11 protein-coding genes and 1 rRNA gene are annotated in these 11,892 nt (G+C 50.3%); 1 reads left to right on the forward strand and 11 read right to left on the reverse strand.

Annotated features, from left to right (window positions below; all coding sequences use genetic code 11):
• The 7 genes from HY768_04790 to pgsA form a co-directional block, all read right to left on the reverse strand.
• On the reverse strand, window positions 1–585 hold a 585-nt coding region (locus HY768_04790), incomplete at its 3' end, for a hypothetical protein (GenBank protein ID MBI4726530.1).
• 16 nt (window positions 586–601) lie between these two features.
• Window positions 602–1,381 (reverse strand): T9SS type A sorting domain-containing protein, encoded by a 780-nt coding sequence (locus HY768_04795; GenBank protein ID MBI4726531.1) that lies wholly within the window; start codon window positions 1,379–1,381, stop codon window positions 602–604.
• A gap of 151 nt (window positions 1,382–1,532) precedes the next feature.
• A 23S ribosomal RNA gene (locus HY768_04800) occupies window positions 1,533–4,686 on the reverse strand.
• A gap of 414 nt (window positions 4,687–5,100) precedes the next feature.
• Window positions 5,101–5,664 carry an RNA 2',3'-cyclic phosphodiesterase gene (gene thpR / locus HY768_04805; GenBank protein ID MBI4726532.1) on the reverse strand — a complete coding sequence of 188 codons (564 nt, stop codon included), beginning with the start codon at window positions 5,662–5,664 and terminating at the stop codon, window positions 5,101–5,103.
• Window positions 5,661–6,896 (reverse strand): competence/damage-inducible protein A, encoded by a 1,236-nt coding sequence (locus tag HY768_04810; GenBank protein ID MBI4726533.1) that lies wholly within the window; start codon window positions 6,894–6,896, stop codon window positions 5,661–5,663. Before HY768_04810 ends, thpR begins: the two co-directional genes overlap by 4 nt.
• Before the next feature lie 35 nt (window positions 6,897–6,931).
• Window positions 6,932–7,411, reverse strand: a complete 480-nt coding sequence (locus HY768_04815) for a phosphatidylglycerophosphatase A (protein ID MBI4726534.1) — start codon at window positions 7,409–7,411, stop codon at window positions 6,932–6,934.
• Between the two features lie 4 nt (window positions 7,412–7,415).
• A complete protein-coding gene (gene pgsA, locus HY768_04820; protein MBI4726535.1) occupies window positions 7,416–8,012 on the reverse strand; it encodes a CDP-diacylglycerol--glycerol-3-phosphate 3-phosphatidyltransferase in 597 nt (198 codons plus the stop codon).
• 122 nt (window positions 8,013–8,134) lie between these two features.
• On the opposite strand from pgsA, the gene HY768_04825 reads away from it, so the two are divergent.
• The gene (locus HY768_04825; protein ID MBI4726536.1) at window positions 8,135–8,602 is read left to right on the forward strand and encodes a hypothetical protein; all 468 of its coding nucleotides are present in this window, start codon (window positions 8,135–8,137) and stop codon (window positions 8,600–8,602) included.
• Between the two features lie 60 nt (window positions 8,603–8,662).
• Here HY768_04825 and HY768_04830 read toward each other — a convergent pair whose 3' ends face one another.
• From HY768_04830 to HY768_04845, 4 genes are all read right to left on the reverse strand, one after another.
• On the reverse strand, window positions 8,663–9,199 hold the full coding sequence (locus HY768_04830) for a 2-oxoacid:acceptor oxidoreductase family protein (protein MBI4726537.1): 537 nt from the start codon (window positions 9,197–9,199) through the stop codon (window positions 8,663–8,665).
• Window positions 9,199–9,954, reverse strand: a complete 756-nt coding sequence (locus HY768_04835) for a 2-oxoglutarate oxidoreductase (GenBank protein MBI4726538.1) — start codon at window positions 9,952–9,954, stop codon at window positions 9,199–9,201. Before HY768_04835 ends, HY768_04830 begins: the two co-directional genes overlap by 1 nt.
• The gene (locus HY768_04840; protein MBI4726539.1) at window positions 9,954–11,249 is read right to left on the reverse strand and encodes a 3-methyl-2-oxobutanoate dehydrogenase subunit VorB; all 1,296 of its coding nucleotides are present in this window, start codon (window positions 11,247–11,249) and stop codon (window positions 9,954–9,956) included. The genes HY768_04835 and HY768_04840 overlap by 1 nt, the downstream gene beginning before the upstream one ends.
• 71 nt (window positions 11,250–11,320) lie before the next feature.
• Complete coding sequence (locus HY768_04845) at window positions 11,321–11,524, reverse strand: 4Fe-4S binding protein (GenBank protein ID MBI4726540.1); 204 nt, start codon at window positions 11,522–11,524, stop codon at window positions 11,321–11,323.
• Between the last annotated feature and the right edge of the window lie 368 nt (window positions 11,525–11,892).

The following is an 11,892-nucleotide window of genomic DNA, read 5'->3' on the forward strand; positions in this document are numbered from 1 at the left end:
CGTTTTTGTCGCCATGTTTACCTCGGTTTTCCACACGCCTGGATCTCTGTAGTAAGTATCCATATCCAAAAAGCTAAAACCTACCCCAAATGCCCAACAACTATCGGGATTAAAATAATCTCCTCCTCCTCCATATACAGACCAAAATCTCCAATAGGGTTCCCAGTATCTTGTATCGGGATTGCTGGAATCCGGCGGCATATATGTAAGATATGGCGGCATATGAGTAAACCAAGCCATGAAAAGTGTATCATATTCGCCTGTTGGTATTCCGGTTTGAGGGCTTAAAACAGGGATAAAATAATCCCAGATAAATTTATCGTAAAATTTGGCGTCATGAATACTGATCCAATATAAGATATATCCGTTGCTGGCAAATATTGTATCTCTGGGGCTCAACCACGCGCCTTCCAGTTCAAAATTACCTTTTGTGCCTGTGATCCTATCAGCATTAAAGTTGCTTTGTGTTTCAGCATCTTGGGGCGTAAGTTTATAAATTTCTTTTATTTCTATTGCCCGGGCGTAATTTGTTGCAATTATTGAAAACATTACAACAGATAATAGGGTAATGTATTTTTTTATCATTTATATTTTTTCCTTCCTACTTTATATAAACCACTTTATTGGCGGCGTAAAAACTTTCCGCTTTTACGCTGATAAAATAAACTCCGTTGGCAGCATATTGTCCGGCATTATCTTTCCCGTCCCAATTCAGAAGATGCGTTCCTGGGGCAATCGTCCCATTTACAATGGTTTTTACCAACCTGCCTTGGATGTCATAAATGCTTACCTGTACGGCCTCTTTTTTCGCTAATGAAAACTTTATTTCCGTATACACTCCAAATGGATTAGGTTTGCAGGCAAACAAATTATTAATTTCTTTGGGTTTATCTGTTATGGGGTTAAGTGCAACATTTGCTCCGGGTGTAATTTTAATATCAACATTTTTATACCACATCCTACCGGAAGAGTCGCTGAATTTTAGTTCGATTTTTCCCGTTTCGCCGGTTTTACTTTTTTCATCAACATCAAAATAAAAAACATATTCCTTTAATATGCTTTTTTTATTAACCCGGTTGTTAGCGCTTTTAAAAGGCGCATATTTTACAAGCGGCGTTATACAGCTATTTCTTATACTGTCGTCACCCGCAGGTATGACCTTGCGATTGTCATTTCTTTTATCATCCATAAAAGAAATATATTTTATCATTTCCGGCACTTTTACAATTTTGCACGACACAACATCCGAATTGCTTGGGAATTCGGCTACTACGGTTATTTTGTTCTCGCAAGAACCTGACGGAACTTCCCAAGTTTTAGCATTGCCTAAATTTGCCGCCAATAATGCCAAAACAAAAATGAAAAGTATTTTCTTTAACATTTATCGTTTCCTATTCAAATAAATTGAATTTTATGTGGCTCACGAAAGGGGTGGGGCTAAAAACCGAACAGGGCTTTATTAATAAAGAATCTTTAGCGCTTGGAAATTGGATCATTGATTATGCGCCCGATGAATACTGGTTTTTAAATTCATGGTCAAGCCTCACGGCTAAGTTAGTACTACTCGGCTTAATCCATCGCTGGACTTACACCTGTAGCCTATCAACCCGGTAGTCTTCCGGGAGCCTTCAGTCCCGATAAATCGGGAGGGAGATCTAATCTTGAGGTAGGTTTCCCACTTAGATGCATTCAGCGGTTATCCCATCCGAACATAGCTACCCAACCTTTGCCCTTGGCAGGACAGCTGGTACACTAGAGGTTCGTTCATCCCGGTCCTCTCGTACTAAGGACAAGACCTCTCAAATCTCCTGCGCCCACAGAGGATAGAGACCGAACTGTCTCACGACGTTCTGAACCCAGCTCACGTACCGCTTTAATGGACGAACAGTCCAACCCTTGGGACCTTCTCCAGCCCCAGGATGCGATGAGCCGACATCGAGGTGCCAAACCTTGCCGTCGATATGAACTCTCGGGCAAGATCAGCCTGTTATCCCCGGAGTACCTTTTGTCCGTTGAGCGATGGTGCTTCCACTTGTAGCCACCGGATCACTAAGGCCCACTTTCGTGTCTGTTCGGAATGTCTTCCTCACAGTCAGGCTACCTTATGCCTTTGCACTCTGAAAAGCGCGATTACCGACCGCGCTGAGGTAACCTTTGCGCGCCTCCGTTACACTTTAGGAGGCGACCGCCCCAGTCAAACTGCCCACCTGACAGTGTCCCCCGCCAGGATTCACTGACGTAGGTTAGACTCCCAATAACACCAGGGTGGTATTTCAACGTCGACTCCACCGAGGCTAGCGCCCCAGCTTCAAAGTCTCCCACCTATCCTACACAAGCATTATCAAAAGCCAATGCCAAGCTACAGTTAAGGTTCACGGGGTCTTTTAGTCCATCTGCGGGTAGGCGGCATCTTCACCGCCACTACAATTTCGACGAGCCCTCCTTTGAGACCGCGCTCAATTTGTTACACCATTCGTGCAGGTCGGAACTTACCCGACAAGGAATTTCGCTACCTTAGGACCGTTATAGTTACGGCCGCCGTTTACTGGGGCTTCGATTCAATGCTTCGCCTTGCGACTAACATCTCCTCTTAACCTTCCAGCACCGGGCAGGTGTCAGACCCTATACATCGCCTCATCGGCTTAGCAGAGTCATGTGTTTGTGATAAACAGTCACTTGAGCCCTTTCACTGCGCCATCTCCTCTTAACCTTCCAGCACCGGGCAGGTGTCAGACCCTATACATCGCCTCATCGGCTTAGCAGAGTCATGTGTTTGTGATAAACAGTCACTTGAGCCCTTTCACTGCGCCCCAAATCCGCTTTAGCATGAATATACCTGACGGAAGCGGGGGCCCCTTCTCCCGAAGTTACGGGGCTAATTTGCCTAGTTCCTTAAAGGAGGTTATCTCGAGCACCTTAGAATATTCTTCTCACTCACCTGAGTCGGTTTACGGTACGGACGCCAATCAAACTCCCTACGAGGATTTTCTCGGCAGCGTGATTCGATCCCTTTTGCGTCCTTACGGACTCCCCATCGCTTCTCGGGGTTGACGACCCGGCGGATTTGCCAACCGGATCCCCCTACCAGCTTAGACCCGCACTACCAGTCGCGGATGGGATCTCACTCCTGCGTCCCCCCTTAGGTGATGACGCGTGATCGGCGGTTCCGGAATATTAACCGGATTTCCATCGCCTACGCCTTTCGGCCTCGGCTTAGGGCCCGACTTACCCTGGGCGGATTAGCCTTCCCCAGGAACCCTTGAGTTTTCGGTGACCAGGTTTCTCGCCTGGTTTTTCGCTACTTATTCCGGCATTCTCACTTGCATTTCGTCGACGGCGCCTTACGGCGCCGCTTCACTCTACAATGCAACGCTCCTCTACCAAATGCCCCGATGAATCGGGGCAAGTCCGCAGCTTCGGCGGCCAGCTTAATAGTCCCGTAAATTGTCGGCGCGGAACCACTTGACCAGTGAGCTATTACGCACTCTTTAAATGATGGCTGCTTCTAAGCCAACATCCTGGTTGTCTATGAAATTCCACATCCTTTATCACTTAGCTGGCACTTTGGGGCCTTAGCTGACGATCTGGGTTTTTTCCCTCTCGGCAATGAAGCTTATCCCCCACTGCCTGACTCCCGGAATTGATGTGCACGGCATTCGGAGTTTGAGTGGGGTCGGTAATCTGGTAAGATCCCTTCCCCATCCAGTGCTCTACCTCCGCCACAAACTTTCCGAGGCTATACCTAAATATATTTCGAGGAGAACCAGCTATCCCTGGGTTTGATAGGCCTTTCACTCCTACCCACAGCTCATCCGAGAACTTTTCAACGTTCACCAGTTCGGACCTCCATGACGTGTTACCGTCACTTCATCCTGGCCATGGGTAGCTCACCCAGTTTCGGGTCTGCTGCATGCAACTAAAACGCCCTATTCAGACTCGCTTTCGCTGCGGCTACGCCCCAGAAGGGCTTAACCTTGCTGCATACAAGCAACTCGCCGGATCATTATGCAAAAGGCACGCCGTCACCCCGTATAAATACGGAGCTCCGACTGATCGTAAGCACATGGTTTCAGGTACTATTTCACTCCCCGCCAGGGGTACTTTTCACCTTTCCCTCACGGTACTAGTTCGCTATCGGTCAGATGAGAGTATTTAGCCTTAGAGGGTGGTCCCCCCATATTCCCACAGAGTTTCTCGTGCTCCGTGGTACTTAGGTATCGTCAAGGGAGAGATCGCTTCCTTTTCGCCTACCGGACTATCACCGTCTATGGTAGGACTTCCCAGACCTTTCGGCTAAGGAACGACTTTTTGACTCTCCAACCCCGGTTGGTACACGGGATCATTAACGACCCTGATACCCCCGCCCTGCAACGCGCACCAGCTATTACGCAGGACCGAGTTTGGGCTGTTCCCCGTTCGCTCGCCGCTACTAGGGGAATCTCAGTTGATTTCTCTTCCACTGGGTACTTAGATGTTTCAGTTCGCCAGGTTAGCTCCACAGGATTACTTCCCGTTAGGTTTTCTTCCCATGGTATTCCGACATTACTCGGAAGGGTTTCCCCATTCGGGCATCTCCGGTTCTAAGGTAGTTTGCACCTCCCCGAAGCTTATCGCAGCTTACCGCGCCCTTCATCGCCTTCATCTGCCAAGGCATCCGCCATGTGCTCTTTGTAGCTTGACCAAAAACAATATTAAAAACCAATAGTCATCAATCGCAGAATCCAATGACTATTATTCCAAGCTCTAAAGTGCTTATTCTTTCTTTATTAATAAAGACCCTATTCAGTTTTCAAAGAACTAAGTATTCCATCTTGTCTATAGTTTTTATAGAGTTTTGTATTATAATAAAAAACGGCCTAAATGTCAAGGGAAAAGTTAATGAAAAATTAAAATAGTTGAAAATGGTTTGTATCGCCTTGCGGCCGTTGATTATGCGGGACAAATTCTAATACAGATTGTCCCAAGGTTTACGGCTATAAATGAGGTAACGTGCGGAGATAATAACGAAAACCCGCAAAATCGTAAGTTTTACGGGTTTTTAGGCCAAAAAAACAAAACCCGGGATCATAAGGCGGTCCCGGGGCTAAAATATTTACTGATTTACAGTAATTCGATCTTTTCCAAAGGCTGGTAAATTGGCCCGCTTAAAGTAAGGGTGCTTTTGATCAAAGCCAACTCCCCGAAGCTGAACTCGATCTCCTCCAAAGGTGCGGTATTTATTCTTTCCGTCAGTTTTCCCATATTGCTTGAAGAACGCACCCTTCCCAAAGTAAGGTGGGGCGTGAACTTTTTGGTTTCCTTTTCATAACCGTTTTCAGCCAGGTTGTTTTCCAACATATTTTGCAGAGTCGATATTTCCAAAGCCCCCTTGTTGAACCCCAGCCATAAAACATGGGGCCGGCTCCAGCCCGGAAAAACGCCTATCTGCCCGGTGCGGCAGCGGATGGATCCGTGTCTTCCGTCTTGTTGGACAAGAGTCTCTCTGGCCCTTTTAAGCCGCTCCGACGTTATTTCTCCCAGGAATTTAAGAGTCAAATGAGTATTTTGGGGATCGACCCATTTGATATCAGTAGCTGGATCCTTGAGCCGGGAGATGATGCCAGCCAGATGTTTTTGGACCGGCTGTGGCAGTTCCAGGGCTATGAAGCAGCGGATGAGGCTCATACGCTGGTTAGATATAGTCTTAGTTCGTTCAGCGCTATCTGGGCCGCCATCTCCTTTATCTGCCGTCTGGGGCCTAAAAATCTTTTCTCAAATACTTTTATTTCCTGGTGGCCGGAAATGCCGATAAAAACCAATCCTACCGGTTTTAAAGGGCACCCTCCGTCTGGCCCGGCTATTCCAGAGATGGACAGTCCGATATCACTTTTGAATATTTTCCTTGCCCCCAACGCCATTTCTCTTACTGCTTCAACGCTTACCGCCCCGTGATTTAGAAGCGTTTGGGCTTTTACCCCCAGCATATTCTGTTTTATTTGATTGCCGTAGGCCACCACTCCGCCCTTGAAATAAAGGGAACTGCCGGGAACGTTGGTGATCCTGTCGCCCACCAGCCCGCCGGTGCAGGATTCGGCCAGGGATAGTGACAATTTTTTCTTTTTTAAGATCAGACCCACCGTCTGTTCCAGAGTTTGTTTATCGCAGCCGTAGATGTGATGTTTTAAGGCTATTTTTATCTTCCGGATGATCTCATTGGCCTGCCTGTTCAGCGTTTTTTGATCGGCGCCGTGCAAAGTAACCCTCAGGTCCACCCCCAGATGGCCGGGGAGATAAGCCAGAACGCCCGGTTTCAAGGTCTTTTCCAAAACCGACAGTTTTTCCGCGATGGCCGACTCCGGAATTCCGGCGGTGCGTAGGGCCCGCGATATAATGTAGTGGTTCCCGCTTTCCCGCAAAAGGTCTTTCAATCTTTCCTGCCAGATGGCTTTGACCTCGCGCGGCACCCCTGGCAGCAGAATCACTTTTTTGTTTTTGAGATTGAACAAAATCCCCGGAGCCGTTCCCTGAGAGTTGAAGAGCACCTTGGATTTTTCCGGAACCAAGGCCTGCTTTTTGTTGCAGGCCGGCATTCCCACCCCCTTCTTGGCAAATCGGGATTTCAGGTATTCAAAAACACTTTGGTTTAATATCAGCTTCCGGTTAAAATGCTTGGCCAATACTTTCAGAGTGAGATCATCGCTGGTGGGCCCCAGCCCGCCGGTGCAGATCACCAGGTGCCCGGCCTTAAGCCCTGCCATGACAGCCTCGATGATATTCTGAGACTTATCGCCCACTGATATTTTACGGCAAACCGGGATTCCGATGGACCCCAACTCTTTGCCCAGATAAACGGAATTAGTGTCAATGGTTAGACCGGAGAGAATCTCGTTGCCTATGGTGATTATGACTGCTTTCATTTTTACGCTATCGGCTATTTACTTTATGCCATTATTTACCGGTTGGCTATCATCGGTAGAAATATCCTTGAAACGATCTGCAGCAACAAATTTGCATACATCCCGGCCAAAAGGTCGTCCACCATCACGCCCCAGCCGCCGGGAAGCTTTTGCGACCGCCTGGCGCCCAGCGGTTTGATGATATCAAATACCCTGAACAGCATAAAGCCTATAGCATAAAGCAAAAGGCTTTTAGGCACCAACCAAAGCGTGATCCACATTCCCACCACTTCGTCAATCACGATCCTGGGAGCATCGTGACCCCAGTCCTTCTCCGCCAAAGTGGAGGCCCAGACCCCCAGGAAGAAAAGCGTGACGATGAAAGATAGCTGCAGCCAGATGTTCAGGTCGGCCCAAAACCACCAAACCACCAGTCCCACTATGCTGCCGGCGGTGCCGGGCGCAAACGGGCAATACCCGGCGAACAGGCCTGAGGCCAGGTCTTTGATGAACAAATTGCTTTTTGTCCTTTTCATAACTTTACATGTTCCCCTTAAACAGGCCCAGGATCAACCATCGGCTTTTTATCAGGTAATCCAGCCCCGAGACCACCGTCAGCAACATAGCCAGGAAAATCAATCCGTCCAAAATGAAGATATAATTGGCCAGTTGGTATTCCGGCAGGTAAGAACCGCTTGCCGCCAGGGTATCGCGGCAGCAAAGAAAGACCAGCACCGCCAGCACCGCCAGCATCTGGCTGGAGGTTTTAAGCTTGGCCAGAATGCTGGATTCCATGATCTGCCCCCGGTAGGCCACCAGGGTCCTTAAGCCCATTATCAGAAACTCCCGGACGATGATCACCATCACCATCCAGACGCTGGAAAGTTTCAGGGCCACGAAGGCCACCAAGGCCACCGAGATCAGCAGCTTGTCGGCGATGGGATCCATGATCTTGCCGAAGCCGGTCTGCTGGCCGTTGCGCCGGGCCAGGTACCCGTCCAAAATGTCGCTCAGCGAGGCCAGCAGAAACACGGCCAGCGCCGCATAGCGGCTATAGACGTTGTCGTAAAGCAGCAGGGCCATGAACACCGGACTGATCAATGCCCGGCCCAGGGTCAGTTTGTTGGGAAGGTTCATTTGCTTAATTTATCAGGTTTGATTAGGGTTTGTCAATCCGGGTTTAATGAAATCATCTTGACAAACCCGGATATTTCAGGTATCATCAAACTAACGGCTTTTTAAAAAGAAAGGAGAACCGTATGAAAGAATATTTGCTATTGGGGGTTCTGCTGACATCTGGTCTCGGGAACCTGGCCCGGGCCGAAGTGAACGTCAACGTCAACATCGGAGTTCCAGCCGTCAGGGTGTCTCCGGATCCGGTGATGGCGGTGATCCCGGGAACCTATATCTACTTCATTGCCGAAAGTTCCGAGGATATCTTCTTTTATCAGGGCTTTTGGTGGCGGCCATATCAGGGACGCTGGCACCGGGCCACCGGATTCAACGGCCCCTGGAGATTCGTGAAGCTCGGCAGAGTGCCGCCGGGGATGCTCAAGCTTCCTGCGGGCTGGCGCAAACTGCCGCCCGGCCATCCTATGTTAAAACACTCCCAGGTCAAAAGCAACTGGAAGCAATGGGAAAAGGAAAAACACTGGGACAAGAATGAACAGTCCCGGGGAAATAGGCCGGAGAAGAGTATTAAGTCCAAAGGACGGGGCAAGCACTGAAAAAGACAGTCCTGTAAAAAAAGCCTCCTTGCAAGCAAGGCGGCTTTTTTGTCGTCCGGATTACCGGGCCGCCTCGGCCCCGCTGTTCAGGGCCTTGACGTTAAGCTCGATCATCTCCGGCTTGGTCCGCTTGAAGACCTTGGTCAAAGCCTTGGAGATGGCCTCGATGGAAACGGCTCCGGTCAGTCCGGAGAAAGCGCCCAGGGCCACCAGGTTGGCGATCTTGGTGGTGCCCAGCTCCTCGGCGATCTTGTTGCAGGGCACGTAGGCCACCTTGATGTCGGTGCGCCTGGGCTTGGAGTTGACCAGCGAGCTGTTGATGATCATCAGCCCGCCAGTTTTCACCAGCGGCTCAAACTTGGCCAGCGAAGGCTCGTTCATCACGATCACCGTCTCGGGCCGGGAGACCACCGGGGTGGCCACTTCGTCCGAGGAGATCACCACCGAGCAGTTGGCGGTGCCGCCGCGCATCTCGGCCCCGTAGGCCGGGAACCAGGATACGTGCTTGTCTTCCAGCAGGCCGGCCTGGGCTAAAAGGATCCCGGCCGAGATCACGCCCTGGCCGCCGAATCCTGAGATTCTAATTTCCTGATGCATCAGTTGGCCCCTCCTTCTTTTTCGGGTGAACGGAATATTCCCAAAGGATAAACAGGTAACATTTTCTCGGCTACGAATTTTGCCGACTCTAATGGCGTCATTCCCCAGTTGGTGGGGCACATGGACAACACTTCCACCAGGGAAAAGCCCTTGCCGTCGATCTGGTTTTGGAAGGCCTGTTTGACGGCCTTCTTGGTCTTGATCACGTTGGGGGCGTTGTACACCGAGGTTCGCTCCAGGTAAACCGCGCCTTCCAGGGGGGCCAGCAGTTCGCAGATCTTAATGGGAAAGCCGTTTACCTTGGGATTGCGCCCGGACGGACAGGTAGTGGCCTTTTGACCCACTAAAGTGGTGGGGGCCATCTGGCCGCCGGTCATCCCGTAAATGGCGTTGTTGATGAAGATGATGGTGATGTTCTCGGAACGGGCCGCCGAGTGAACGGTCTCGCCCATGCCGATTGAAGCCAGGTCGCCGTCGCCCTGGTAGGAGAACACGATACACTCCGGCTTGGAGCGCTTGATGCCGGTGGCGATGGCCGGACCCCGCCCGTGCGGGCCCTGGATCATGTCGCAGTTGAAATAGGAATCGGCGAACACCGCGCAGCCCACCGGGGCTACTCCCACCGTTCTTTCCCGGATGCCCAGCTCGTCCATGCATTCGGCCACTAACCGGTGAACGATGCCGTGCCCACAGCCGGGGCAGTAATGCATTTTCATGTCAACTAGACTCTGGGGCTTTTTATTCAGCAGCTCCATTATTTACGCCCTCCCTTCTTTTTAGCCGCCTTGGTACGTTTGACGTTTGGCGTGGAACGTTTAACGGGCCGGGCTTTGGGTGGCTTGGCCGGCTTGGTTTTGACAGCTTTTTTGGAAACCTTGACCTTTCTCTTCTTGACCTGCTTCTTGGCGGCCGGCTTGGTTTTTGGGGCCGGTGCTTGCACCGAGCGAAGTTGAGGTGTAGCAGCCGCTTTTTTGACTGGTCCGGCGGTTTTGATCTCTTTATAAACTTTCTCTATCTCGGCAAAGACTTCTTCGCTGGCGGGAATTCCGGCCGGCCGGGCATACAGGTCCACCACAGCCTGCCCATTGATGGCTAGACGGACGTCCTGCACGAACTGGCCCATGCTCATCTCCACCACTAAGAAGTTCCTGACCTTTTTGGCCATTTGAGACAATGCCTGGCTGGGGAAGGGCCACAGGGTGATGGGCCGGAACAGCCCTGCCTTAAACCCTTTGTCCCGCGCCATTTTCATGGCGGCCGAAACTATCCGGGAAGAAGTGCCGTAGGCCACGATCACCAGATCGGCGTCCTGGCAGTTGCGGGTTTCGTATAGAACCTCCCTGGCTTCGATCTCCTGATATTTTTCCATCCGCCTGAGGTTGATCTTCTCCAGTTCGCCCTCCCGCAAATCGTAGGAGCGGACTATCCTTTTGCCGCGGCCATTGTCCACCCCCAGCTCCCAGCCTTTCTCTTTCAGCGATTTGGGATCCACGGTTTCAAACTTGAATTCCACTGGCTCCATCATCTGGCCCAGGATTCCGTCGGCCAGGATCATGGCCGGCATCCGGTATTTTTCGGCCAGTTCATAGCACTTCTTGGGGAAATTTCCCATTTCGTCCACCGAATTGGGAGCCAGCACTATGGTCCGGTAATCTCCGTGGCCTCCGCCCCTCACCGACTGGTAATAGTCTCCCTGCGAGGCCGCGATGTTGCCCAGCCCCGGGCCTCCCCGCACCACGTTGGCGAAAAAGAACGGCAGGTCGGCCCCGGCGCAGTAGGAGATCCCCTCCTGCTTTAAGCTGATGCCGGGAGATGAGGACGATGTCATACAGCGGATTCCCGTGGCCGCCGCCCCGTAAATCATGTTGATGGCCGCCACTTCGGACTCGGCCTGAATGAAGGTCCCGCCCACCTCCGGCAGGCGCCAGGACATATACTCCGGCACTTCGTTCTGCGGAGTGATGGGGTATCCGGAAAAAAACCGGCACCCCGCCCTGACGGCGCCTTCGGCCAGGGCTTCGTTGCCCTTCATTAAGATTTTTTCGCCCATAAAACAACTCCGTTGTAAATTACAAATTCAAAATTCGTTTTGAATTTTGGGATTTGAATTTTTGATTTTGGTTATTTATAGACCTCGATGGCCAGGTCGGGACAGATCTGGGCGCACAGGCCACATCCTATGCAGCAGTCGGTCTTGGCCAGCTTGGCCGGGTAATAACCGGTAACGCTGAAGGTCTGGGACATGGCTATGCACTCCTTGGGACAGGCCTTGGTGCAAAGCTCGCAGCCCTTGCAACGGTTCTCATCCACCCTTATTTCGGGCATGTTAAAACCTCCTGATATTATGGAATTTATATGATTGTTTATTGGCATATTTTTGGATAACTATTCAGCCACGAAGACACCACTTCGTTATTTGTTAATCGTAAATCGTTAATCGTTAATAGTGCCTTGTCTTAGTGGCAAACACTTTTACTTCTTTTCAAAGGAAACCCAAAAAAGTATTCTAACAGAATTGCTTTTATTTTGCAAGGGATAAAATTTAGATGTTAATCCTGACTTTGACACTTATAATCCGTAACATATTGAAAGACAAATAGTTGACAAAATGGTAGGGCACTACATTACTCTCCCTTCCATTTTATTAGCACACAAAATCACCACATACTATCTCATAGATATGATGAATGATC

The sequence above is a fragment of the candidate division TA06 bacterium genome (assembly GCA_016208585.1).
GTDB lineage: Bacteria > Edwardsbacteria > AC1 > AC1 > EtOH8 > UBA5202.

Bases quoted from the DNA above. Each gene is read 5' to 3' on its own strand.
- HY768_04795 (MBI4726531.1), bottom strand. From the start codon at position 1,381: ATGTTAAAGAAAATACTTTTCATTTTTGTTTTGGCATTATTGGCGGCA.
- thpR (MBI4726532.1), bottom strand. From the start codon at position 5,664: ATGAGCCTCATCCGCTGCTTCATAGCCCTGGAACTGCCACAGCCGGTC.
- HY768_04810 (MBI4726533.1), bottom strand. From the start codon at position 6,896: ATGAAAGCAGTCATAATCACCATAGGCAACGAGATTCTCTCCGGTCTA.
- HY768_04815 (MBI4726534.1), bottom strand. From the start codon at position 7,411: ATGAAAAGGACAAAAAGCAATTTGTTCATCAAAGACCTGGCCTCAGGC.
- pgsA (MBI4726535.1), bottom strand. From the start codon at position 8,012: ATGAACCTTCCCAACAAACTGACCCTGGGCCGGGCATTGATCAGTCCG.
- HY768_04825 (MBI4726536.1), top strand. From the start codon at position 8,135: ATGAAAGAATATTTGCTATTGGGGGTTCTGCTGACATCTGGTCTCGGG.
- HY768_04830 (MBI4726537.1), bottom strand. From the start codon at position 9,199: ATGCATCAGGAAATTAGAATCTCAGGATTCGGCGGCCAGGGCGTGATC.
- HY768_04835 (MBI4726538.1), bottom strand. From the start codon at position 9,954: ATGGAGCTGCTGAATAAAAAGCCCCAGAGTCTAGTTGACATGAAAATG.
- HY768_04840 (MBI4726539.1), bottom strand. From the start codon at position 11,249: ATGGGCGAAAAAATCTTAATGAAGGGCAACGAAGCCCTGGCCGAAGGC.
- HY768_04845 (MBI4726540.1), bottom strand. From the start codon at position 11,524: ATGCCCGAAATAAGGGTGGATGAGAACCGTTGCAAGGGCTGCGAGCTT.